The sequence below is a fragment of the Pseudogemmobacter faecipullorum genome (assembly GCF_020539525.1).
Lineage (GTDB): Bacteria > Pseudomonadota > Alphaproteobacteria > Rhodobacterales > Rhodobacteraceae > Pseudogemmobacter > Pseudogemmobacter faecipullorum.
In genome coordinates this window covers 13,785-36,271 of sequence record NZ_JACDXX010000015.1, presented here as the reverse complement: position 1 = coordinate 36,271, position 22,487 = coordinate 13,785, and the positions used below count along the sequence as shown (strand labels likewise).

Sequence of the window (22,487 nt, the reverse complement as noted above, 5' to 3'; positions counted from 1 at the left end):
GTTCAGACCGCGCCGCCCTTTGCCCTTGCGGCGCGGTCCCATTCGACGATCTTCGCCCGCTCTTGCGCCTCCATAAAGCTCAGATTGCCGGGCGGCATGGCATGGCTCAGCCCGGATTGCAGCACGATGCGCCGCGCCGCCGCTGCGATCTGATCCGGCGCTTCCAGCACCACGCCTTTGGGGGGCCAGGCCAGGCCCTCCCAGGAGGGCTCGGCGGCGTGGCACATCGAACAGCGCCCCTGCACAATGCCCACCACCTCGTCAAAACCCGGCGCCGCCGCATAGAGCAAAGCCTGGCCCTTCAGCCCGGACAGATCCTCCGGCGCGCTTTCCCCGGCCTTGCGCATCGGCGCGGTGGAAAGCCAGGCCACCAGCAGGAACAGCAATCCGGTCACCGCCCAGGTCCAGTGCGGATTGCCCCTGCCGGCATGGCGGCTGTTGAACCAGTGCCGGATTGTCACCCCCATCAGAAAGATCAGGCTGGCGATGATCCAGTTGTATTCGGTGGCAAAGACCAGCGGATAATGGTTCGACAGCATCAGAAACAGCACCGGCAGCGTCAGGTAATTGTTATGGGTCGAGCGCTGCTTGGCGATCCTGCCATATTGCGGATCGGGCGTTTTGCCGGATTTCAGATCCGCCACCACAATTTTCTGATTGGGGATGATGATCATGAAGACATTGGCCGACATGATCGTGGCGGTAAAAGCCCCCAGATGCAGCAGCGCCGCCCGGCCCGAAAAGACCGAGGTGTAAAAATAGGCCATGCCCACCAGCACCAGAAACAATGCCAGCATGACAAGGCTCTGATCGGCATTGACGAAGGTTTTGCAGATCCGGTCATAGGCCAGCCAGCCAAAACCCAGCGAGGCCAGTGACAAAGCCACCGCCTGCAATGTGCTCAGCTCCATCACTCCGGGATCAATCAGATAGAGATCCGCGCCGAGGTAATAGACCAGCACCAGCATGGTGAAACCCGAAAGCCAGGTGGCATAGCTCTCCCATTTGAACCAGATCAGATGTTCAGGCAGACGCTCGGGGGCGACCAGATATTTCTGGATGTGATAGAAGCCACCGCCATGTACCTGCCATTCCTCGCCCCAGGCGCCGGGCGGCAGATCGGGGGATCTGCGCAGCCCGAGATCAAGCGCCACAAAGTAAAAGCTCGAGCCGATCCAGGCGATGGCGGTGATCACATGCAGCCAGCGCGCCGCAATTTCCAGCCATTCGAGCAAAACCAGCCAGTCGTACATGCGCAATTTCCTGTCTGAGAGCCGTCCGCCCCTGCGAGAGGCTTGACGCGGCCCAGCCTAACCGCCTCGTATGACCGCTGTTAATCCTGATAATACCCAGGGCAGTTTCAGGATTGCCCGAAGAATAGCAGCCAGCCCGAAGCGGAGCGCCAGAGATGAGCTATGTGAATAACCTGCGGATGTTCGTGCGGGTCTGCGATCTGGGCAGCATGTCGGCGGCGGCGCGGGATCAGCGCACCTCGCCCGCCGTGGCTTCGGCGCGGATTTCCGATCTGGAGAAACATCTCGGCGTCAGGCTGTTCAACCGCACCACCCGCTCGCTGCAGACCACCGAACAGGGGCGGCTGTTCTATGACGGGGCCTGCAAAGTGCTCGAAGCGATCACCGAGGCCGAGGCCGGGATCAGCGGCGGCGCGCGCAATCCGCGCGGCACGATCTCGCTTTCTGCCCCGCTGGGCATTGGCCGCAGGCTGATTGCCCCGGAAGTGCCGGGATTTCATGATCTTTATCCGCAGGTTGATCTGCGGATGCGCCTTTCAGACCGGCCGGTGGATCTGGTGACCGAGGGGATTGATATTGCCTTTCATCTGGGGCGGCTGGAGGATTCGACCCTGAAAATGCGCCAGATCGCCGAATGCCCGCGCCTGCTCTGCGCCGCGCCCGCCTATATCGCCCGGCGCGGCATGCCCGAAGATGGCGAGGCACTGCTGCGCGATCAGCATGACTGTCTGATCCTGCGCTATCCCGGCGCGCGCGAATTTCGCTGGACGCTGCAAAGCCCGGAAGGGCCAAGGCAATATGCGGTCAGCGGGCCTTTCGACAGCGATGACGGCGATGTGCTGACGCAATGGGCGCTCGACGGGCGCGGCATTGTCCTCAAGCCGCTGTTCGACATTGCTGCGGATCTGCGTGCCGGACGGCTGGTGCCGGTGGCAAAAGCCAGCCCGCCGCAGCCGGTGCAGCTGTCAGCCCTGTCACAGCATCGCAGGCTGAAAGATCCGAAGCTGAGCCTGTTCTCCGATTTCATCACCGCCCGGATCCGCGAGACCATCCGGCGCGAAAGCGAGGATCTGCCGCTCTGAGCCGCTTTTCTCCCGGCTGAAATGCAGAACGGCCCCCGAAGGGGCCGTTCCATTTCACAAGATCCGGGGTCAGATCACTGGATCTGCTGGCCATTGGCGAAGATCTGGAAGCCCTCTTTGAACTCGAGCTTCGAGACGAGGCTGTCCTCTGCACTGCCCGGGACCATGATGGCGCCCATCATCATCCGTGCCATCATCGCATCTTCCTCGGTGATCGCGCCGACGGCGATCAGGCCCGAGATCAGCTTTTCGGCGCCGGTCAGGCTGATATTCGCCTCACCCAGCGGGGCCGGAATGCCCATGGAATTGTCGAAGGTCAGCGCGCCGGTTGCATCCAGCTCGGCGCCTGCGGCTTTGACATTGGCGCGGTTGATATCGAGGCTCTCCGGCTCGGGCATCACTTCCGGCTGACCCGCATCCGAGGCAGCGATCATCGCCGGCCAGTCAACTCTCGCTTTGCCCGAGAAATCGAAATCAAAGTCGAAAGGCGCCCGTTCCAGCGCGGCGCCCGGATCGAACATCGCCCAGACCGCCTCATCAATGGTCAGCTGGCCCAGCTTCAGCGCGAATTTGTAATCACCGGCCTCTTCGGCCGCAATCACCGGCGAGGTCATCTCAATGCCCATATCGGCAATGCTCAGCGTCACCGATTCTTCGGTCATCGGGGTGGTGAGGGTAATTTTGGTCCCCTCATCCGAGGCCGATGCGAGGTGAAGCTTGTCCTGGTCGAGGCTGAAGGCAAAAGTGCCCGGGCCGGCTTCCATGCTCATCTCATAGGGGAAGAACATATCGCTGGCCGAGCCGGTGCCTTTCGACACGCCCTGGGTGCCCTCAAGGCTGATGGCAAAGCCCTGACGCAGCGCGGTGGCAAAATCCTCTGCCCCCTTCACATCCGCCAGAAGCAGCTCCGAGGGCATGGTCAGCGAACCGGCGACCTCGATATCCTCCACCGTGGTCGACTGGCTCGACTTCATCTCCAGGCTCGGATGATCCGAATTCACCTCATAAACCACCTGGGCCGCGGTCATCGCCAAGGCGAAGATGCGGTTTTCACCGGGGGTGTCGATATAGCTGCCCTCAAGATCGGCAAAGCTGAAACGGCCATCATCCTTGCCCGGGGCCGGGGTCTCAGAGGCTTCTTCCTCAAACGAGAAGCCTTCAGAGGTCATCTGATAGGACAGGTCCAGCTTACCGGCGCTGTAATCATAAACGATCGCGCCATCGTCGCCTTCGCTGGCCTGGATCACCAGTGCCTCATGGGTCATTTTGACCGAACCACCATTGCTGGCATCCCCATGGCTGGCACCAATATCCGCGCCCGGGGTGATGGTGACCGAACCATCGCTGTTCTCGGTCAGGGTCATATCCGAGATCGTAACCAGCGCCGGCTCGCCCGCCGGAGCGAAGCTGACGCCGTTCAGATTGAGCGTGCTGCCCGATTTGGCCTCGGTCGCAGCGCTGATGGTGAGGCCGATCTGCGCCGCACCATCCTGCCACGATTTCCAGATCTGGTCAGCCGTCAGCGCCGCATGGGCGCTGCCGCCCATAAGGGTGGCAAAAGCAGAAGCGATAACAAAATGCCTGGGACCGAACATGGGTCTTACTCTCCCGGAAGATACAATTCGCGGGGAGACGATCACGTTTATATCCGCTGCGCAAGTCGCGGATTCCCGACCAGCGGTTCAGCACCTAAAGAGAATTCCGCAAAACAAAGCAACGGAATCAAGCGTCTCAGCTACCCCGATAGGTAGAATAGGCAAAAGGAGAGAGCAGCAAAGGCACATGCAGATGCTGGCCCGGGGCGCTGATGCCAAAGCGGATCGGGATCTGGTCGAGGAAGAGATGATCGCCACCCGCCAGCTGATTTTCGCGCAGCCAGTCTCCGGCCAGAAACAGGATCTCATATTGACCAGGGATCAGCTCTGCCCCGCTCAGCAGCGGTGCATCGGTGCGGCCATCGGCATTGGTCACATAGTCCCCCAGCCGGTCGCGCGCCCCGCCTCCCGCCAGCCGGTACAGGCTCAGCCGCAACCCCGCCGCAGGCAGGCCGCGCGCCGCATCCAGCACATGGGTCGAAAGCCGCCCCCGGCTCACATCATCCTGCATCACCCGCTCCGCTGCTGCTCCTAAGGCCGCAGCAAAGCATGAAAGCCCGCAGCGCGCCAGGCCCTGCCGCGCCCTTGCCAGCCCCCGCCCCGCAACAGGTCTTTCAGCCATTCTTTGAAAGCGGTGCCACGCTTACCCCTGTTCGCAGCCCCGCCCCCATGTCTATCCTGCCATTCAGCCCAGGGGCCGCGACCCCCGGGCGGATGCCCCGATCTGAGGAGAGTGATCTGCGATGAACCGCTATCCCCGCGACTTTCGCGGCTATGGGGCCGAGCCCCCCGATGCGCGCTGGCCCGGTGGGGCAAAGATCGCCATTTCGCTGGTGCTGAATTACGAGGAAGGCGGCGAAAACAACATCCTGCATGGCGATGGCCAGTCCGAGGCCTTTCTCTCTGATATTGCCGGGGCGCAGCCCTGGCCGGGGCAGCGCCACTGGAATATGGAATCGATCTATGACTACGGCGCGCGGGCCGGGTTCTGGCGGCTGCACCGGCTTTTCACCTCACGCGGGGTTCCGGTCACCATCTATGGCGTGGCCAGCGCTCTGGCGCGCAATCCCGAACAGCTGGCGGCGATGCAGCAGGCAGGCTGGGAGATTGCCAGCCACGGGCTGAAATGGGTCGAGCACCGCGATATGGACGCGGCAGAAGAGGCCCGCCAGATCACAGAGGCCTTCCGGCTGCATGAAGAGGTGACCGGCCAGCCGCCCTCGGGCTGGTATACCGGGCGCTGCAGCATCAACACCGTACGCCTGACCGCCGAGACGCGAAAGCTTGAATGGATTTCAGACACTTACGATGACGACCTGCCCTATTGGGCCGAATTTGGCGATCACGATCAGCTGGTGATCCCCTATACGCTTGAAGCCAATGACATGCGCTTTGCCACCGCGCCCGGCTATATCACCGGCGAGCAGTTCTTCACCTATCTGAAGGACACATTCGATGTGCTCTATGCCGAAGGCGCGGCTGGCCGGGCGAAGATGTTCTCGATCGGCCTGCACAATCGGCTGATCGGGCGGCCGGGCAAATTCGCCGGGCTGCAGAAATTCATCGATTATGTGCAAGGCCATGCCGGGGTCTGGTTCCCGCGCCGGAGCGATATTGCGCAGCACTGGCGCGCAACCCATCCGCCGAAACGCTCTGAACGGCCCTCGCAGATGTCAGAGGCGCGTTTCCTGCAGCGCTTCGGCGGCATTTACGAACATTCCCCCTGGGTGGCCCAGCGCGCCTTTGGCCTTGAGCTTGGCCCGGCGCATGACAGTGCCGCCGGGCTGGCCAATGCCATGGCCCGCGCCTTCCGCTCGGCCAGTGCAGAGGAACGGCTCGCGGTGCTGCGCGCCCATCCCGATCTCGCCGGAAAGCTGGCGGCGGCAAAGCGGCTGACCGCGGAAAGCACCTCGGAACAGGCCTCGGCGGCGCTGGATGCGCTGAGCGATGACGAGCGCGCCACTTTCACCCGGCTGAATGAGGCCTATACCTCGCGCCATGGTTTCCCCTTTATCATCGCGGTGCGCGATCACGATAAGGCCTCGGTTCTCGCGGCTTTTGAGCAGCGGATTGCTCAGGACAGCGCCCTGGAATTTGCCACTGCCTGCGCCCAGGTCGAGAGGATCGCCGGGCTTCGTCTGAAGGATATTCTGCCATGACTGCTTCTCAGCTTCCCCCATCCGCCCCGCGCGCCGATCATCCGGGCGAGGCCAAAGCCGGGCCGCATCGCTATCACGTGCCCGAGGGCGGCCTGCCGCCGCAAAGCCGGGTCATGACCGGGCGGGCGGTGTTTACCGAGGCCTATGCGGTGATCCCCAAAGGCTGTTTCTCGGATATTCTCGTCTCTTATCTGCCGGGATGGGAACAGACCAAACTCTGGCTGATCGCGCGGCCGATGACGGGCTTTTCCGAAACCTTCAGCCAGTATGTGATGCAGGTCGAGCCCGGCGGCGGCTCGGAAACCCCCGAGCCCGAGGCGGGGGCCCAGGGCTGGCTGTTCTTCACCGAGGGCGAGGCCCGGCTGACGATTGACGGTGTCGTCTATCAGACCAGCAGCGGCACCATGGCCTATCTGCCGCCTGGCGCGCGCTGGAGCCTCTGGGCCGCGGGCCAGGCACCCTGCCGTTTCCACTGGATCCGCAAGCTCTATGAGGCGGCCCCCGGCATCGCTGTGCCCGAGGCTTTCGTGCAGAACGAAAACGATATTGCCCCGGTCGGCATGGCCGGTACCAACGGTGTCTGGGCCACCACCCGCTTTGTCGATCCCGCAGATCTGCGCCATGATGGCCATGTGAATATCGTCACCTTCCAGCCCGGCGGCGTGATCCCCTTTGAGGAAACCCATGTCATGGAGCACGGGCTCTATGTGCTCGAGGGCAAGGCGGTCTATAAACTCAACCGCGACTGGGTTGAGGTTGAGGCCGGTGATTTCATGTGGCTGCGCGCCTATTGCCCCCAGGCCTGCTATGCGGGCGGCCCGGGCCCGTTCCGCTATCTGCTCTATAAGGATGTGAACCGCCACCCGCGCCTGCGCGGAGCCGGCGCTTTCGGGCGCTGAGCCGCGCAGGCGACCGGCGCGGCCAGGGGGCCAGGGGAGGGCACAGCCCCCTCCGGCCGTTAGTCCGGCGCGGCGGCGCAGACATCAGGCGGCGCAGCCCCGGATCGGCTGCGCTCCGCCCCCTCTGATCCAGAATACCCTCCCCGGCCCGCTGCGGCCGGGATTTTCGTCTGTGCGGGCCGCCGCGCCCCGGGCAGGCCCTGCCCCATGCCCCGGGCAGCCTGTCCCGGACGGCCCTGCCCGCGCCGGAACCCCCCGCAACAGGCGTGACCATCCGGGGCTTTCTCCGCCCCGCTTTCAGCCAGGCTTTTTCACCTCTGTCAGGCCCTTTGTCATACCGCCGAAGCGCGATTCCGGCGGCCTTGCTGTTAAAATGAACCAAAAGCCGCTAAGTTTGTTGGTAAGTGAAACAATAAAGGAATGAACATTGTCCGCAGACAGCAGAATGCCGCCCGAGACCCCGACCGAGGATGCCGTCCCCGCCCCCGAAGGCCCGACCGAAGTTATCGATACACCCTATGAGATCGGCCAGGACAATTTCAGCTATCGACGACGCTTCGTTCTGGAAATTGATATTCACAATGTGGTCTTCAGCGTCTCGGCGCTGGCAATCATCGCCTTCACCCTGCTGACACTGATGTTTCAGACCACGCTCGGGCCGTTTTTCGCCGCATTGCGCGACCAGCTCACCTCTGGCCTCGACTGGTTCTTCCTCAGCGCCGGCAATATTTTTGTCCTGCTCTGCATCGCGCTGATCGTGCTTCCCTGGGGTAAAATCCGCCTCGGCGGGCCAGAGGCCAGCCCGGATTATAACTACCTCTCCTGGTTCTCGATGCTGTTTGCTGCCGGGATGGGCATCGGGCTGATGTTCTATGGCGTGGCCGAGCCTCTGGGCAATTACACCGCCGCTTTCACCGGGCCGGTCTACGGCGAGGACGGGGCGCGGACCGACTGGGCACCGCTGAACGGCATGGCCGGCGACAGCGAGGGCGCGCGCCGCCTCGCCATGGCGGCCACCATCTTCCACTGGGCCCTGCACCCCTGGGCGATCTATGCCGTGGTCGCCCTGTCGCTGGCGCTTTTCGCCTATAATAAGGGCCTGCCGATGACGCTGCGCTCGGTCTTCTACCCGATTTTTGGCGAGAAAGTCTGGGGCTGGCCTGGCCATATCATTGATATCCTTGCCATCCTTGCCACCCTCTTCGGCCTTGCCACCTCGCTGGGGATCGGCGCGCAACAGGCCAGTGCCGGGCTGAGCTTCCTGTTTGGCCTGCCGGGCACGACCGGATCGATGATCTTCCTGATCATCATCATCACCGCAATTGCCGCCGCTTCGGTGATGGCGGGGATGGATAATGGCGTGAAGCGGCTGTCCGAGATCAATATGGGGCTGGCACTGCTGCTGCTGGTTTTCGTGCTGCTGGTTGGCCCGACGCAGCAGATCCTCAGCGGATTTTTCAAAAACCTGCTGGCCTATGGCCAGTATCTGCCGGCTTTGTCCAATCCCTTCGGCCGCGATGACGATAATTTCCGTCAGGGCTGGACCGCCTTCTACTGGGCCTGGTGGATCAGCTGGTCACCCTTCGTTGGCATGTTCATCGCCCGGGTCAGCCGGGGGCGCAGCGTGCGCGAATTCGTCATTGCGGTGCTGCTGATTCCCTCGCTGGTCTCGACGCTGTGGATGACGGCGCTTGGCGGCACGGCAATCAGCCAGGTGGTCAGCCAGGGCCTGACCTCGGTCCAGAATGCCGCGCTGGAACTGCAGCTCTTTGAGATGCTGGCGCATCTGCCGCTGCCCCAGATCACTTCGCTGATCGGCATCATTCTGGTGATCGTGTTCTTCGTCACCTCCTCGGATTCCGGCTCGCTGGTGATCGACACGATCAGCGCCGGTGGCAAGGTGAATGCCCCCACACCGCAAAGGGTGTTCTGGGCCACGTTCGAGGGCCTGGTGGCGATTGCGCTGCTGCTGGGCGGCGGGCTTGCGGCCCTGCAGGCCATGGCGGTCTCGACCGGCTTTCCCTTCGCCATCGTGCTGCTCGTCGCCTGTGTCTCGCTGATCATCGGCCTGCGCGGCGAGCCGAAATGAAACCGGCTGGCGCCTATCCCCGCGCGCGCGGGGACAGGCGCCAGCCCCCGTCTCACCCGGGAACAGCTGGCATGGCTAGGCCGGAGTGGGGTCTCGCAGGGCGGAAGTCTGATCACAGCGCTTCCTCCTGCGGATCGGACAGCAGGCCGGTCTCTGCCCCCTGCCGGCTCAGGGAAAAACCTTCGCTTTACCCCTGAATCCTCGGCAGCCGGCGCGAGGAGCCATGCGCCCTTTTCGCTTTGTCTGACCCCGAAAAAGCCCATAATGCGGCGAGATGCGCATTTCCGGCTGCTTTGCAGATGGACCATCAAGCTTCTGTGAGGCTAAAATGACCGGATGTCCGCCTTGGCGGGTAAATCAGATCAAGAAACTTGCTGGGAGGAACCAGATGACAGTCTTTTCGCTCAAGGCCATGGCGGGCGCAGTGCTTGCGGTTGGCATGATGGTCCAGGGCGCCGCTGCGCAGGACATGCAGTTCTTCCGCATCGGCACCGGCGGCACCGCCGGCACCTATTACCCGATCGGCGGTCTGATCGCGAATTCGATCTCGAACCCGCCCGGCTCGCGCGCCTGTGACGAAGGCGGCTCCTGCGGTGTGCCGGGGCTGATCGCCACCGCCGTCGCCTCGAACGGCTCGGTCGGCAATGTGAACTCGATCAATGGCGGTACGCTCGAAGCCGGTTTCTCGCAATCGGATGTGGCCTATTGGGCGCAGACCGGCACCGGCCTGTGGGAGGGCCAGCCTGCCGTCGAAAAACTGCGGCTGATCGCGACGCTTTATCCGGAATCGATCCATCTGGTGGCGCGCAAGGACGCGGGCATCGCCAGTGTGGCCGATCTGAAAGGCAAGAAAGTCTCGCTTGATGAGCCGGGTTCGGGCACACTCGTCGATGCCAAGATCATTCTTGAGGCCTTTGGCCTGACTGAGGCCGATATCACCCCCGAATATCTGAAGCCCGATCAGGCTGCAGACCGGATGCGTGATGGCGCAATGGATGCCTTCTTCTTCGTCGGCGGCTACCCGGCCGGTGCAATTGCCGAACTGGCCTCGCAGCATGAGGTGGTGATGGTGCCGATTGCCGGTCCTGAAGCCGATAAGCTGCGCGAAACCTCGACCTTCTTCGCCGCGGACATGATCCCGGCCGGCACCTATGACGGTCAGGAAGCCGATGTCAGCACGATCTCGGTCGGTGCACAGCTGGTGACCTCGGCTGATGTCTCCGACGAACTGATCTATGGCATCACCCAGGCGCTGTTCAACGAGACCACCCAGAAACTCTTTGCCAGCGGCCATGCCAAAGGCAAGTTCATCAATCTCGACAATGCCACTCAGGGCGCGGGCATTCCGTTCCATGCGGGGGCCGAGAAATTCTACAAAGAAGCGGGCAAGCTGCAGTAATACTGCCTGTCTGATGAGAGAGGGGGCGCGGCCGGTTCCGGTTCGCGTCCTTTTTCACCTGCAGCCTGCCATTCAGGGGATAATTCATGAGTGACGAAACCCGCCATTTCTCCGAGGCCGAGCTTCGCCGGATCGAAGAGGATTACGATCCCGAAGCCCGCTTTCGCACGGTCCTAAAGCCGGTCGCACTGCTGGCAGGAGCAATCATGTTCCTGCTCTCCGCCTATCATTTCTACACGGCCGGCTTCGGGATCCCGCGCAAAACAGTCCATAACGGCCTGCATATGGGCGTGTCGCTCTTCCTGATTTTCCTCAGCTTTTCTTTCCTGTCAAAGAATCGCGAAAAGACCACGGGCTTTGTCATCCTCGGCCTGCCGGTGGCGGACTGGGTGCTGGCTTTTGCCGGAGCCATCAGCGCGCTCTATGTGCCATGGATCTATGACCAGCTGCAGTTCCGCATCGGCAATCCCAATCAGCTTGATCTGATCATGGGCACGACCCTGCTGGTGGTGCTGCTCGAGGCGGTGCGCCGCTCGATGGGCTGGCCGCTGCCGGTGATCGCGAGCTGTTTCATTGCCTATGCCTATTTCGGCCGTTCGATGCCGGGCATGTTCGTCCATCCGGGCGCGGACTGGTCGGGCATTATCAATCATCTCTATCTGTCGTCGCAGGGCATTTATGGCACCGCGCTCGGGGTGATCGCCACCTATGTGTTCCACTTCGTCCTGTTCGGCGTCATGGCGCAGAAAATCGGCCTCGGGCAGCTGTTCATCGACCTTGCAACCGCCGTCACCGGCCGCTTTTCCGGCGGCCCGGCCAAGGTCTCAGTGATCTCTTCGGCCTTGCTCGGCACCATCTCGGGCTCCTCCATCGCCAATACCGTCACCACCGGCGCGCTGACCATTCCGGCGATGATCAAAATCGGCTTCAAACGCCATTTCGCCGCCGCGGTTGAGGCTGCCTCCTCGACCGGCGGCCAGATCACCCCGCCGGTCATGGGGGCGGTCGCTTTCCTGATGGTGGAATATCTGGGCATTCCACTGCGCACGATCCTGATCGCGGCCATCGTGCCCGCCTTCATGCATTTCTTCGGCGTGCTGGTGCAGGTCCATCTCGAGGCAAAGCGCCTTGGCATCCGTGGCCTGCGCCAGGAAGAGCTGCCGAAAGTGGCGAAAGTGCTGCGCGAGAACTGGATGGCCAGCCTGCCGCTGATCCTGCTGGTCTGGATGCTGATGTCGGGGCGCACGCCCTTCCTCTCGGCCTTCTGGGCCATCACCGCCTGTATGGTCGTCTATGCGATCCAGAGGGTCCTGGCCGCAGGCCTCATCGCCGGTGTGAAAGAATGGGCTGCGGGCGTCTATGACGGCTTTGTCTCGGGCGCGAAAAGCTCGCTTTCGGTCACCGCAGCCGCGGCGCTTGTCGGGGTGGTGATCGGCATCGTGACCCTGACCGGCATCGGCTTCAAAATCGCCTTCATGGTGACCAGTGTCGCCCAGGGCTGGGCGGAATCGGTGCATGGCTTCCTGTCCTTCCTGCCGTTTGAGCTGTTCAGCCTGCAGACCCTGGCGCTGCTCTTCACCCTGCTGATGACCGCGGTGGTCTGCATCCTGATGGGCTGCGGCATTCCGACCACGGCGAATTACATCATCATGGTCGCGGTTGCGGCGCCGGTGCTGGGGATGATGGGGGTTGAGCCGCTGGTGGCGCATTTCTTCGTCTTCTACTACGGCGTTCTGGCCGATGTGACACCGCCGGTGGCGCTGGCCGCCTATGCGGCCTCGGGCATCGCCGGGGCGAATGCCTTCCATGCCGGCAATACCGCCTTCCGCCTGTCAATGGGCAAGGCGCTGGTGCCCTTCATGTTCGTCTTCTCGCCCTCGCTTTTGCTGGTGACCGCCGATTTCACCCTGCCCGATTTCCTGCTCGCCTTCAGCGGCGCAGTGCTCGGCATCGTGGCGCTCTCGGCGGCGATCACCAACTGGCTGATCGGACCCTTGCTGAGGGCCGAGCGCATCCTGCTGCCTTTGGCCGCCTTGCTGATGATTGCCCCCGAGCTGATCTCGACCGTGATCGGTGCGGCGATCCTCGGCGCGGTGGCGCTGCGCCAGATCCTGGCCGGGCGCGCTGCTGCCCCGGCCTGACAGGGCAGGTCTGACAGGGCAGGCCTGCCGCGAGGCGCTCGCGCTGAAACGAGACGGGGGGCGTGAACACTCACGCCCCCCTTTTTACGGGCCCGGCCCGACATCCGCGCAGATCGCCCGGCCTGGCCCGCGCGCGGATAGACTTCGCCCCGCCACTATGGCTATCGGGGGGAATGAAGCAGACACCCGACGCCCCGCTCGCGATCCGCATCGCCAGAAGCCTTGCCGAGCGCATCATCGACGGCACGATCAAGCCCGGCACGCCGCTGCGTCAGGACCATGTCGCGGCAGAATTCGGCGCCAGCCATGTGCCGGTGCGCGAGGCCTTTCTTCAGCTTGAGGCCCGGGGCCTCGCGGTGAGCGAGCCCCGCCGCGGCGTCAGGGTCACCAGTTTCGATGCCGAGGATCTGCATGAGGTCGCGGCCATGCGCGCCGCACTTGAGGTTCTGGCCCTGCGCCACGCCGCCCCGAATATGACGCCGGCGACCCTCGCCGCCGCCGAAGCCGCCAACAGCGCCGGCGAGGCCGCGCGCGACGTGCGCGAATGGGAGCAGGCGAACCGCCGCTTTCACCGCCTGATCCTGACGCCCTGCGCCATGCCGCGCCTGCTGGAAAGCATCGACGGGCTGCATCTGATCAGCGCCCGTTTTCTTTTTGCCGCCTGGCGCACCAGCTGGGAGCGGCCGAGTGATCAGGATCACCGCGCCATTCTGGCCGCGCTGCGGCGCGGTCAGACCGAGATCGCCTGCGGTGTGCTGTCGCGCCATGTCGGGCGGATCGGGCGCTCGCCGGTCAGAAAATCTGCGGTTTTCGGCACCGGCTGAAAGATATGCGGAAATTATCTATAATCTGAATTGCCCCCGGCCGCCCGCTGCAACTAGTCATCACAGCTGTTGAAAATGAAAGTTCCGGCCCCTGGGCCTGAAGGAGATACAGCATGAACAGAGCAGATTCCGGCACGATCACCCTGGCAGACCGTCCGGCCATATGGCAGCTGGTGGCCGTGGTCTTTGGCTCGGCCCTTCTGACCCTATCCTCTTGGATCACCGTGCCGATGGTGCCGGTGCCGATCACCATGCAGACCTTTGCCGTGACGTTGATCGGGGCAGTATATGGCTGGCGGTTGGGCGCGGTGACGGTCGTGGTCTGGCTGACCCAGGCTGCGGCCGGGATGCCGGTTCTGGCGGGCGGCAGCGCCGGGATCGCGTCTTTCGTCGGCCCGACCGCCGGATATCTGTTTGCCTTCCCGATTGTCGCCGCCACCACCGGCTGGCTGGCCGAACGCGGATGGTCGGGCCACCGCCCCTGGCTGGCCTTTGCCTCAATGCTGATTGGCAATGCGCTCTGCCTGGTGATCGGCGGCGCCTGGCTGGCGGTGATGATCGGCGCGGAAAAAGGCCTGATGCTGGGTGTTATCCCCTTCCTCCTCGGCGGGGTGCTGAAATCCGCCCTAGGGGCGCTGACCCTGCGGGCCATCATCCGGCGCTGATCCCGGGCAGGTCATGACCATCCGCCTGCGCGCGCATCACCTCCTTTGCCTGCTGAGCTATGCGGGCAAAGGCTATTCACCGGCCTTCGTAGCAAATTTTGATGCCATCGCGGCGAGGCTGGACGCGGGCGAGGATATCCTGCTGACCGAAGGGCCGGATGACATCTGCGCCCCGCTGCTGCGCGATCCCTCCCCGCATTGCACCCGCGCCAGCGTCCACACGCGCGACCAGCGCGCCGCGCATGATATCGGCCTGTTTCTGGGCCAGCCCGTGACAGCGGGCAGCAGGATCATCCCCACCGCAGCCCTGCTGCGCCGGATGCGCAGTGGCTTCGCCGGCGGCCAGACCCGCGCCGCCTGCCGCGGCTGTGAATGGTCGGATCTGTGCACCAGCCTGGCCGATGACGGTTTTTCTCTGGCCCGTATCAGCGGGGCTGAGCGTTAAATCCGCTGCTGCGCGACAGGCCTCCCCTGTCGCGCAGTGCTGCCCGGACAACCGCAGGCTCAGCGCAAAGAGACGGCAGATGCAGCGAAATCCCGGGGCAGACACATCCTCAGCGCCAATCCGAAGTGCTCAGCAGATATGCGACCCTGTCGGCCGGACTATCAGATGGGATCGCGCAGAAGCCACAGGCCGGCCGGAAGGCATTGTATGCGGTTTTGCAAGATGAGCTGCAAACGACATACCGGAATTCTGCTGAAGAATGGTCGGGGCGGAGGGATTCGAACTCTCGACCTACGGTACCCAAAACCGTCCAACTCCTATGAAAACATGAACTTAAAGTGCAAAACGGAACACTTTGGGGCATAATACCTTCAATAGGTTACGAGGCGTCTGCAAAATGAAAACGCAGCGAATCTCGCTCCCTGAAACGGAAAAAGCTACCATCAGCCGATGCCATGGGGAGGCAAGATTAGCCTTTACATCTCTCGAGCGGAAATGGTGTTATCTGGTATCCAGCAATGATAGAGAGCCCTGAAGGTTTCACGCTCAGGAACCCTGCGAAAAATCAATGGGCCGCCGTTCTTCGACACACTTGTGAAAATCAATGGCATAAGAGAGCAGCCACTGGCACGGCTATCGCTGTAAGTGATGTGAAGATATACGCTTATTTCTGACGGGCAATCCGCGGGAAGCAGAAGAGAAAAGGCAGAATCTAATTTCTCCCCCGGACACAGGGCCGCGTCGCTCTTATTCGAATATGCAATGAGGTTGTTTTCTCTTGCATCTCGAACGATCAGCGCCATGTCCATGCTCACAGCAGTCTCAACTGATTCATTGCTAAGCTCGAAGGTGAGACTGATGTTCGACGGCATCCCATCACGCCCGGCATCAGTCAGCTTAACTTTGTCAATATTCAAGGTTACCTTGTATTCCGGTAAGGTATCGGCATCCCCCGCCGAGTTCTTTTGACGGACCAAATTCAGAAACCTTCCGACCAGAAATACCGATAATCCGCAGAACGCAGCAGAAAGGGCAGCCACGCCGATGGCCCTCCCAATATGAGCTTCCTCGAGATTGATCCCAGGCAGGGCACCTAAAGCCAATGCTGCATAGATTAACGTACCAATGCTAATGAAAAATATGACGAAAGGGAGGGTTCGCCGTTGCTGCGAAATAAGTGACAAGATGGGTAATCCGCTGCGTGCTGAAAATTGAGATTTGTCTATGGGGCCAAGCTATATGCAACGATTGGCTCGCTCAAGGCCATCCCACGATGTCCGTTGTGGCCTGCAGTGGGCCCTCAGTTTCAATCCTGGCTCATCCGCAAGGGTCTTAGCTCTCCACCCAAAACTAGGGGTTTTTGCTGGGCTTGGACCCTACCCCACAGAACAGCTGCAGTTCGGCGTCAGCTGCGCGCGACACGCCAGACCGCCCGTCGCCATACTTTCGCCGCAATACAATCTGAGGCTGATCATGCTCGCATGAAATGCCCGCGGGGGATACCACATCCCCTACTCCCTGTTCCCCGCGAGGTCCTCACACCGGCACCATCCACCCGAACCCTGGGCAGGCCAGATCAAACGCCGCATAACCGCGCTGGATCTCGGCCTGCGTCTGTCCGGTATCAGCCCGCGACCGGGTTGGCAGCGACTTGCCCCAGATCTCGCAGCGGGCAGCCTCAGTCGCGGAACCCGGCGTCATCGAACTTGCGCACCCGGTCAGCCAGGCCGCGATCAACAATGCGGCGCAGATCGGCAGCTGCTTCATGGTCATCCTCCAGTGATTTGAGACGTGCCCGAGCCGAGGCATCCGCCCTGCCCTTTGCATAGAGGCCAAACGCCGCCAGCAGCGCGGCACCGGCGGCGGCGAGATAGGGCCATGCCCATGCGATGAGGGCGATCATTTCCGGCCCCAGCCCCGGATCAGCGCCAGCGATGCGAGGCCCGAGGAAATCACCCCGGCCAGCGCGGCAGCAGCACCATAGGCGTTAAAGGGATGGATGTTCAGCATGCCGGTCGACGGATCAAATTCCGCAAGGCCGAGGAAAGCCAGCGCCGAGGCGATCAGCATGGAAAGATAGGTCAGGCCCCGGATTAGGTTCCAGTTCATGGGTCATGCTCCTTTGATCAGGTTGAGGAATGCGGTGATGAGGCGGGCCAGAAGCCCCGGCGTGCGGGGCGCGGTGGCTACTGGCGTGAGAAACAGCGCCCGCTCAGCAGCACGCCGACGCACGAGACCGGGCAGCACCTTTCCGCCCGCTTTGTTCCATGCCGCGAACTGGTCAGCAGCACCGGGCACATCGCCGGCATTCAGCTTGCGCAGCAGCGTTGAGCCGAGGAACGCGGTCGGCCCGATGTTATAGGCCAGCGAGACCATGGCCCCGAACTGGTTCTCATTCACCGGCACCGTGATGCCTGCCGAGATCCGGGCTGCGAATTTCTCGACCGCTTTGATCAGATAGGTCGAGGCCTGAGCTTCGGTGATCTTCATACCGGCCTTGGGGATGATGCCGACGTTGGCCGCTGCCGTGGTGCCGTAACCGATGGTCCAGACGCCGACTGCGTCCTGATAGGCGCTCAAGCGCAGCCCCTCATATTCCTTGATCAGATCGAGGGCCGCCTGATTGATCTGCATGGGGTTCTCCAAATGAAAAAGGCCCGCCGAATTGGCGAGCCGTTGGGGCGAATCGAAAAACGTGGTATTCTGAGGATGTCGTCAGCCCTCGCTTGATTACCTCGACATCCCTAATGGTCCCGAACTTGCGCAGCGCGTGATGACGGTGGTTCCAGGCGGGCGCAACGATCCGGTTGCGTCCGCGGATGTCAGGAGCAGCGCCCAACCCAGCCGTATTGGATCAGGTCGATCAACCCATCAGGCGTGCCCCGCATGCGCCTCCGGCAGATAAAATGCTACGCTCGATGGCGGACACGGTCTTCATTGCCTAATGGATTTCGGGGAATTGATTAGAGGTCAGGCTGCCCTCAGGCTGAATGGACGGTAGTGAGATACAACTGACGGGGCATTTAAGCCTCGGCCGCCGAGACAATGCCTCCGAGGCATGGCACCCATCGCAACTGCAACTGGCCAAAATCAGCGCACGTCGCGAGTGATTACTGGCCAGTTTTAGCTGAGATGGCGCAGAGAAAAATTTAGGGCCTGATAAACATTTTCAGAGGTGCTATTCTTATCGGATCAGCTGGCTCCACGCATCGCGTGTCGGACACGGTCCCATCACAACATGCAGCTCAGTCAGGGTGATGGGACAAGGCGCCTCAGGGCGTCTTGTTTCGTTTTATGGGATCGAGGAGCGGAACCCTCCAAGCATCAAACCTGAACGAGATACAGCATGCTCTCCATACCACAACCTAAAGTTACATCCAGAATGACACAAAATAGCCACAAACAGCCACCCTCATCGCTTGTGAGCAAATCCAGTATCTGAAAAACATGTTAGCTGCGAACCTATTCTGCACCGTTTTCATCGCAATAGCTTGCGCTTTAACGGCATACGCCATGGGCGCTGGCTGGGCCCTGATTATTGCCTCTTACACATGCTCTGGCACGGTCAGTTTCGTGGCCATGGCGCTGATTAAGACCATATGGAGCCGCCAATCCATGGATGAGCTCTCCATTCAGAAAGAGGTCGAATTTGCTTCCAGATACGTGAAGCACAATGCCGCCGGCAACCACAGCGCGCAAACTCACTCTACTAACGCTTGAGATCCACTGCGACGTGGGCACGATTGCCTACCAGGTTTCAGGGAATTGGCCGGTATCAACCTGCAGGGTAGCGTTCAAGCAGCGGAGGAGGAATCCCACGCTGGTTTCAGTCAGAAATTTTTAGTGAGTGCGCCCCGGGCCAGATGCGGTCCGGGGCGTTTTTTTCGATTATCGCGCCTCTCGCTCTACGTCTGGCCGAACGTCAGTGGCAGCGCCAATATCATCACCTCGACACCGGCAAGCGGGACGGTTTGCGACTCCTGCCCCTGACAGGCCGCTCAATGGCATGACCCGGGGTGGATTGATTAGCAGAAGGCTGGTAGCCCTCCCCCGAAAAATCGTTGAAGGGATCTGCTCGTGAACAACATCTGTGGCCACTGCGGAACCGAAGTCGCGAAACGCTTCTCAGTTTGCAAAGGTTGCGGGGCTCACCTCCGCAGGAGCTGGATGAAGACGGGGATTGGGATCTTCGCGACTCTGGTCTCTGTTCAGATGCTCCTCAGCACCATCAAGGCGTTTAGCGCCAGCATGCTGTTGGCAGGGCTGATTGGTATCGGGATTGGCGCCTTGATCACAAAATCCGGCTTTACCCGGAAGTGGTACCGCCACAACTCATAATCATCACTCGCCCGGGCAGTAGCTCGTGACCTGGTCCAGGGCATGGGCAGTATTGCCTAACCGGTATGGGGGAATTGGCCGGGATCCATTGCCGGGCTAGTGGTCAACCAGCGGAGGAGGAATTCCACGCTGGTTTCAATGAGAAATTTCAGAGATTGCGCCCTAGGCCCGAAGTGGCCCGGGGCGTTTTACTTTTCCTCCACCATCCTCCCGGCCCCTCAGTGGGGCCGAGATGGATCATAAATCGGACGCCTATCACCCGCGTTCACCGCTGCCTTGAACATCCTGCCCTCTCGACCTGCAGTGACCAGGCGGAGCGATGCGACCCAATTGGCAAAGAACGCTTCAACCCGCTGCTGATCCGTAGCCAAATCGCGCAGATCGTGCCTGGTCCGGATCACCGCGCGCACGCACAAGGCGGACATCGCCCCTGCTGTGAGGACAGAACCCGCACGAGGCGCGCCAGTGGTATCTGTGCTATATTACACAAGTGACAATGGATAATTTGCAATGTGTGCCATTTTAGAGTACTGGACAGCGGGGCACAATGGTCCCCGGCAGCTAAGGAAAATCGGTGCCCAAGGCATTTGACGGAAGTAAAGCATCCCCCGACGAACTGGAAACCATGGGTCGAACTGAGATGGGCGCAGCCGTGCTATTCGGCCTCCTATCTTTAAGCGCCCTGTCTATGGCTGCTTCCTCAGGAACAGCTTCTCCATTGGTGATTGGCCTAGCATTCCTTTGCGCAAGCAGCACCCTTCTGGCAACCGGCCTGAAGCGATACAGATCAGGCCGAAGCCTCCGTCAGATCGATCATCCGGCTTTGCCCCCTCGGCTCGCCACTTCTCGTCCATAGAATTTGGCTCGCGCTGGTTGCTATCAACACAGCACCATCAGCCCCGCCACGATCAGCGCGAACACCACCCGCACGATCAGCGCCCGAATGGGGCAGAGGACAACTGGGCGCAGATCATGAATTGTCACGAGGCAACCTCCCTGCACGGATACGCTGGATGATGACCTCAAGAATGGCCGCGCCAAGAGAGCCTGTCAGATAGGCAACCGAGCCTGTGGCCGCGCCATCACCTGGCGAAAGCATTCCTGTCGGCATGCCGAGCCAGTGCCCGAGGAGTGGCGCGCCCAGGCCGCCCAGCCCTGCAGCAACCAGCGCACCCAGGAGGATGTGGCGCAGCGCCTCCCATGCTGTGACGCGGATCACAAGGGCATTCGTCGCGCCACCGAGCGCGCCCCATATCGCCAGCCCGACTACTGGCAGGGCCAGCAAGGCAGCTTTGATCTCGGACCAGAGGTTAGTGTCAGGCATGGCGCCTCCTGCGCATGAATAAACCCGGCGCGATGGCCGGGCGTCGTCAGATTGAATTTCGTCGGATCAGCCCCATATGCAGGGCATGTACGCGATCCCGATCTATAAGCGCCTGAGAGACATGCGAGACCGGGCGATCCGTACCCCGAGCTATAGGGTTGTCTATGCGCATGCGCTGACTGTTGCGCATATGGCAGGCCATTTAATCCCGGATGATCACCCCGGATGGACTAGAATAGAGGACGCATTGCAGGCTGCGCGCGCAGGTGATCTGTCCTCACTGGACACCATCGAGCGGGAGATTAGCCGAATGATGGGCGACGGCGTGAAGCCGCCCCGCATCAGCGATTAATCACGGCCCCGTCCGCAGTTACTCCAGCTGCGCCTCGATCCTGCTGACCCCGTTCTGACTGTCCATCAGCTCAATCTCACCGTCATGCATTCAGAATCCAGGCCCCAGCCAGGACGCTGACGGGATCGGTGCCATCATCCCTGCCCCTCAGATAAGGCAATCAGGGTCCGCTTCCTCGCTGGAAGGCACAGGCCTAAGCCAGCAAGGTAATTGCCAACGCCTTCTGCGGCGCCTCCAGCGCATTAGAAAGCCCCGCTGAAAAGCGGGGCTGAGGGCATTTGGGTGCATAGGGACGCCCTGGCGGGCGGCTCCCCTATCAGTCCTCGGTCGAGGCGATCTCAGGCGCGGGCGTCAGGGCATCCACGGCCTGCTGTAGGAGGCCAATCAGATCGGCCGCATGCTGCGCGGAGAGTGTATGGCGGATCAGACTCTGATCTCACCGGCCGCGCGGAAAAGGTCGTCAACCTGATCTGAGGAAAGACTAAACTCGACTGCCAGCCTGGCAATCGTCGGGCTGTCGCGTCGCCATTCCGTAGCCTCAGCCCATGCAAGTTGCAGCATGACGTCACCCGATGAAGAGATATGCGCTTCAACCTTCTGCAGAAGGCCTGCGCCAAGCAGAGCCATACGAGCCTGCAGGCGTGAGATTACCTCCGGAATTGGCGTGGGCTCTTGCTCAACGTCAGGTGACAGGAAGCCATCAGCATCAGACCAGAGCCACCCCGGCCCGGCCTCTTCCGTCTCGATCCATTCTGACATGAAATCGGGGATAGCATCCGGATCGACCTCTGCCACATTGGACACGACGCCATCGACAATCTGTGCAAGCCTCATCTTGACCTCCTTATCCGTAAATCCTGATGCGCACTTGACCGCGAGCGCCCGCGCCGGATGAAGGGCCTGTGCGAGCACCTCCGCCCCCTCCCCCAGGGGCCAAGCCAGCAGCCCCCGATCCGCTCGGCGCAGCCCCAGCACCTCCGCTCCCTCCGTACAGGCTCGTTCCGGGAGCCCCGACTCCCGAAGAGGTGTTTCCCGCCCCTCCTCCACCTCCCCCGTAGGCGGCGCACCCTGCGATTTGAGCGGTGACAGTGGCGGTATTCCCCCCTCCCCCACCCCAAATAGTGGATGCGTTTTGCCCGGAATTTCCTCCGCCCAGAATCCCCCCTACACCGGCGTCCCCAGAGGCCAACTCACCCCCGCCGCCCCCACCTACAGCACCGGTGTGCCGCCCTCCGGCCCCGCCGTATGCCGTCAGAAGTGACCCCACAGTGGTATTGCCACCCTGCCCACCGGGGACCTGTCCAGTTACAGCCGCCCCACCCGCGCCGATAATGACGGGCAGGCTGGAGGGGAGGTCAATGTAGCTAATCGTGAGCAGCATATAGCCCCCACCTCCCCCACCCCCCCCGGTGGCCCCGGTAACGTTGCCAGAGCGACCGCCGCCGCCTCCGCCGCCCCAGGCCTCGATCTCGACCATCGCGTCATCAGCATGTCCTGCTGGTTTTGCCCATGTAGTCGAGGCGGTGATTTCCCTATAATACGGATCAGCCTGGCCGCCCCCAGCCCCGCCGCCGATAACCCGGAAACTGCCGCTGATATACTCCAGCATCGCGCGCGCGCCGAGCTTTGCGGAACCGGCAACCATGGCTGAGCCCTCAGCCTCCAGAATGCTGATCGCAGCGCCGCCATTCAGAGCCAGTGTCATTGGCCCGGTATTGTTGGCCGCCCATGTGATGGTGAATTTCATGCCATCGACAAAGCCGCCGCCGTCCAAAACGGGATCCAGCGTTGCCGTCACATTATTTGCAGTCCCGGCAACAGCCCTGAGCGCGAAGGATGCCGCGTCATAGAGCGTCTTGAAATGCCGGGCCTGATTGTCTCCGAACCCCTCAGGCATTCCGACATTGGACCACGGGACATTG

Annotated in this window: 20 protein-coding genes; 10 read left to right on the top strand and 10 right to left on the bottom strand. The window is 61.8% G+C overall.

Annotated elements, in window-relative coordinates; translation table 11 throughout:
* Nucleotides 1–2 precede the first annotated feature (2 nt).
* Nucleotides 3–1,253, bottom strand: coding sequence for a urate hydroxylase PuuD (locus tag H0485_RS15265; RefSeq protein WP_226936814.1), 1,251 nt, complete (start codon nucleotides 1,251–1,253; stop codon nucleotides 3–5).
* 155 nt (nucleotides 1,254–1,408) lie between these two features.
* Here H0485_RS15265 and H0485_RS15260 point away from each other — a divergent pair, with 155 nt between their 5' ends.
* Nucleotides 1,409–2,335, top strand: coding sequence for a LysR family transcriptional regulator (locus H0485_RS15260; RefSeq protein ID WP_226936813.1), 927 nt, complete (start codon nucleotides 1,409–1,411; stop codon nucleotides 2,333–2,335).
* A 74-nt stretch (nucleotides 2,336–2,409) separates the two neighbouring features.
* On the opposite strand, the gene H0485_RS15255 is transcribed toward H0485_RS15260, so the two are convergent.
* Nucleotides 2,410–3,930, bottom strand: a complete 1,521-nt coding sequence (locus tag H0485_RS15255; RefSeq protein ID WP_226936812.1) for a DUF2125 domain-containing protein — start codon at nucleotides 3,928–3,930, stop codon at nucleotides 2,410–2,412.
* 136 nt (nucleotides 3,931–4,066) lie between these two features.
* A complete protein-coding gene (gene uraH / locus H0485_RS15250) occupies nucleotides 4,067–4,441 on the bottom strand; it encodes a hydroxyisourate hydrolase (RefSeq protein ID WP_226936811.1) in 375 nt (124 codons plus the stop codon).
* A gap of 232 nt (nucleotides 4,442–4,673) precedes the next feature.
* Between uraH and puuE the strand changes: the two genes are divergently transcribed.
* The 8 genes from puuE (at nucleotide 4,674) to H0485_RS15210 (ending at nucleotide 14,551) form a co-directional block, all read left to right on the top strand.
* Nucleotides 4,674–6,089, top strand: coding sequence for an allantoinase PuuE (puuE, locus tag H0485_RS15245; protein WP_226936810.1), 1,416 nt, complete (start codon nucleotides 4,674–4,676; stop codon nucleotides 6,087–6,089).
* Entirely contained in the window at nucleotides 6,086–6,988 is a 903-nt protein-coding gene (locus H0485_RS15240) for a bifunctional allantoicase/(S)-ureidoglycine aminohydrolase (RefSeq protein ID WP_226936809.1), read from the top strand. The genes puuE and H0485_RS15240 overlap by 4 nt, the downstream gene beginning before the upstream one ends.
* A 445-nt stretch (nucleotides 6,989–7,433) precedes the next feature.
* Entirely contained in the window at nucleotides 7,434–9,077 is a 1,644-nt protein-coding gene (locus H0485_RS15235) for a BCCT family transporter (RefSeq protein ID WP_226936865.1), read from the top strand.
* Between the two features lie 388 nt (nucleotides 9,078–9,465).
* Nucleotides 9,466–10,476, top strand: a complete 1,011-nt coding sequence (locus H0485_RS15230; protein ID WP_435531510.1) for a TAXI family TRAP transporter solute-binding subunit — start codon at nucleotides 9,466–9,468, stop codon at nucleotides 10,474–10,476.
* A gap of 86 nt (nucleotides 10,477–10,562) precedes the next feature.
* Complete coding sequence (locus tag H0485_RS15225) at nucleotides 10,563–12,617, top strand: TRAP transporter permease (RefSeq protein WP_226936808.1); 2,055 nt, start codon at nucleotides 10,563–10,565, stop codon at nucleotides 12,615–12,617.
* Between the two features lie 173 nt (nucleotides 12,618–12,790).
* Nucleotides 12,791–13,441: a GntR family transcriptional regulator gene (locus H0485_RS15220; protein ID WP_226936807.1), complete on the top strand. Its 651-nt coding sequence runs from the start codon at nucleotides 12,791–12,793 to the stop codon at nucleotides 13,439–13,441.
* 113 nt (nucleotides 13,442–13,554) lie between these two features.
* Nucleotides 13,555–14,106 carry a biotin transporter BioY gene (locus H0485_RS15215; RefSeq protein WP_226936806.1) on the top strand — a complete coding sequence of 184 codons (552 nt, stop codon included), beginning with the start codon at nucleotides 13,555–13,557 and terminating at the stop codon, nucleotides 14,104–14,106.
* 13 nt (nucleotides 14,107–14,119) lie between these two features.
* Nucleotides 14,120–14,551: a DUF1284 domain-containing protein gene (locus H0485_RS15210; RefSeq protein WP_226936805.1), complete on the top strand. Its 432-nt coding sequence runs from the start codon at nucleotides 14,120–14,122 to the stop codon at nucleotides 14,549–14,551.
* 476 nt (nucleotides 14,552–15,027) lie between these two features.
* On the opposite strand, the gene H0485_RS15205 is transcribed toward H0485_RS15210, so the two are convergent.
* The 4 genes from H0485_RS15205 to H0485_RS15190 all read right to left on the bottom strand — a co-directional run bounded on the left by H0485_RS15205 (nucleotide 15,028) and on the right by H0485_RS15190 (nucleotide 17,185).
* Nucleotides 15,028–15,735: a hypothetical protein gene (locus H0485_RS15205; RefSeq protein WP_226936804.1), complete on the bottom strand. Its 708-nt coding sequence runs from the start codon at nucleotides 15,733–15,735 to the stop codon at nucleotides 15,028–15,030.
* 494 nt (nucleotides 15,736–16,229) lie between these two features.
* Entirely contained in the window at nucleotides 16,230–16,454 is a 225-nt protein-coding gene (locus H0485_RS15200; RefSeq protein WP_226936803.1) for a hypothetical protein, read from the bottom strand.
* Nucleotides 16,451–16,660: a hypothetical protein gene (locus tag H0485_RS15195; RefSeq protein WP_226936802.1), complete on the bottom strand. Its 210-nt coding sequence runs from the start codon at nucleotides 16,658–16,660 to the stop codon at nucleotides 16,451–16,453. Before H0485_RS15195 ends, H0485_RS15200 begins: the two co-directional genes overlap by 4 nt.
* A gap of 3 nt (nucleotides 16,661–16,663) precedes the next feature.
* Nucleotides 16,664–17,185, bottom strand: a complete 522-nt coding sequence (locus H0485_RS15190; RefSeq protein ID WP_226936801.1) for a lysozyme — start codon at nucleotides 17,183–17,185, stop codon at nucleotides 16,664–16,666.
* 1,533 nt (nucleotides 17,186–18,718) lie between these two features.
* On the opposite strand from H0485_RS15190, the gene H0485_RS15185 reads away from it, so the two are divergent.
* Nucleotides 18,719–18,889, top strand: a complete 171-nt coding sequence (locus H0485_RS15185) for a hypothetical protein (RefSeq protein WP_226936800.1) — start codon at nucleotides 18,719–18,721, stop codon at nucleotides 18,887–18,889.
* A 970-nt stretch (nucleotides 18,890–19,859) separates the two neighbouring features.
* Here the strand turns inward: H0485_RS15185 and H0485_RS15180 are convergent.
* The 3 genes from H0485_RS15180 to H0485_RS22120 all read right to left on the bottom strand — a co-directional run bounded on the left by H0485_RS15180 (nucleotide 19,860) and on the right by H0485_RS22120 (nucleotide 22,174).
* Nucleotides 19,860–20,213 carry a hypothetical protein gene (locus H0485_RS15180; RefSeq protein ID WP_226936799.1) on the bottom strand — a complete coding sequence of 118 codons (354 nt, stop codon included), beginning with the start codon at nucleotides 20,211–20,213 and terminating at the stop codon, nucleotides 19,860–19,862.
* Nucleotides 20,214–20,988: 775 nt separating this feature from the next.
* Nucleotides 20,989–21,399 (bottom strand): hypothetical protein, encoded by a 411-nt coding sequence (locus H0485_RS15175; RefSeq protein WP_226936798.1) that lies wholly within the window; start codon nucleotides 21,397–21,399, stop codon nucleotides 20,989–20,991.
* Between the two features lie 10 nt (nucleotides 21,400–21,409).
* Complete coding sequence (locus H0485_RS22120; RefSeq protein ID WP_494338139.1) at nucleotides 21,410–22,174, bottom strand: glycine-rich domain-containing protein; 765 nt, start codon at nucleotides 22,172–22,174, stop codon at nucleotides 21,410–21,412.
* Between the last annotated feature and the right edge of the window lie 313 nt (nucleotides 22,175–22,487).